This is a genomic window from Lachnobacterium bovis (assembly GCF_900111325.1).
Lineage (GTDB): Bacteria > Bacillota > Clostridia > Lachnospirales > Lachnospiraceae > Roseburia > Roseburia bovis_A.
The window spans coordinates 1-1,336 of the sequence record NZ_FOGW01000063.1 but is presented as its reverse complement, the minus strand read 5'-3'; the positions used below and the strand labels follow the sequence as shown (position 1 = coordinate 1,336).

Below are 1,336 nucleotides of genomic sequence, written 5' to 3'. Positions count from 1 at the left end.
GGTTTAAAGAAAAAATTACTTATTGGTTTATTAAGTGCTACTGTTGTTGGCACTAGTTTAGCTCCAAATGTTCCACTTGTTGGTAGTTTTGCTCAAGAGGTTAAGGCGGCGGATGTAACAACATCTCAGGATGTTACTGTTGTTGGTTTACAAGGAGAACAAAAAGTAACAATTACTAAACCAGCACATTCAACTGTAGAGGGCGTAGCGTATAGTGACGGTAAATTAACAATTACAGTTAAAGCTGATACGGGTTATAGATTAGTTCACCAGGCTAGAACGTATGATGTAGAACTTAATGATAAAGGTGAATTAACTAAAACCACATTTGATTCGGAGGCGACAGTTGCACTTCTTAAAGAAAATTTAACTGTTGTTAAAGGTTCTGGTGTTCCGGATGGAATAACATATACAATAGATAAAACTGAATTAGATCAAGTAGATAATACAAAAGCAATTCTTACTGTAAAAGCAAAAGAAGGACGTAAATTTGCGAGTGCCCCTACAGTTACGTATGGTGTAGATAAAACTGAAACTGGAAATAAAATAGATGATTCTACTTACGAATATGAAATAAAAACAACTTTTACAGGTACAGCTGAAGATACAGCAGATAAAAACACTGACGTAACTATCACTGGCGGTTCATATGAAATTCTTTCTAATATTAAAGTAGATGATTCAGGATTAAGAGGTGCTACTGTATCAGTTTCGAAAACATCTGGAATTACAAAAGATGATCAGGTAACTATTACTGTATCACCACAGGCAAAATGTAAATTCACTGATAACTCTATCCCAGTGTTGACGAGTTCTGAAATCAATATGACTGATGACGAAAAAAATTTAAATCTGATGGAGATAAATATGTAGTAACAATTCCTGCTGGCAAATTTACAAAAGATGATGTAAAAATTAAAATTACTAGTGTTGCAAATTATACTGATCTTTCCGTTGAACAAAATACAAATTCTAAAGGCAAACCAACTGTTATTTCAAAAGAAGTAACTAGCGATGCTAAAGTTTCTGCAAAAGCTGGTGATGTATATGAAGCTGTAAAAGCAGCTGGTTTTGTTTCTACAGAGTTAGAAGATTTAGCAACAACAACTGAAGAAAAAGCATTACGTATAAAAGCTGAAATCACAGATGCTGCGGCTACTGATAGTATTAAAACTGCAATACATGATGATCAATTAAAATTAGGTTATTCATTTGAAATTAAAATAACGAAAATTTATGATTTAGTAAGTGCGCAAAACCCTACTCCAGTTACATTAACTGATTTAGGAAAAAACGTAATTACATATACAATTACAATTCCTGAAGATCAACGTGG

The 1,336-nt window shown here is 33.1% G+C and carries 2 protein-coding genes; one reads left to right on the top strand and one right to left on the bottom strand.

Going from position 1 to position 1,336, the window contains the following annotated elements; translation table 11 throughout:
• On the top strand, window positions 1-873 hold an 873-nt coding region (locus tag BMY79_RS12285; protein WP_177176464.1), incomplete at its 5' end, for a hypothetical protein.
• Between the two features lie 64 nt (window positions 874-937).
• Here BMY79_RS12285 and BMY79_RS11800 read toward each other — a convergent pair.
• Window positions 938-1,144: a hypothetical protein gene (locus BMY79_RS11800; protein WP_074731038.1), complete on the bottom strand. Its 207-nt coding sequence runs from the start codon at window positions 1,142-1,144 to the stop codon at window positions 938-940.
• Between the last annotated feature and the right edge of the window lie 192 nt (window positions 1,145-1,336).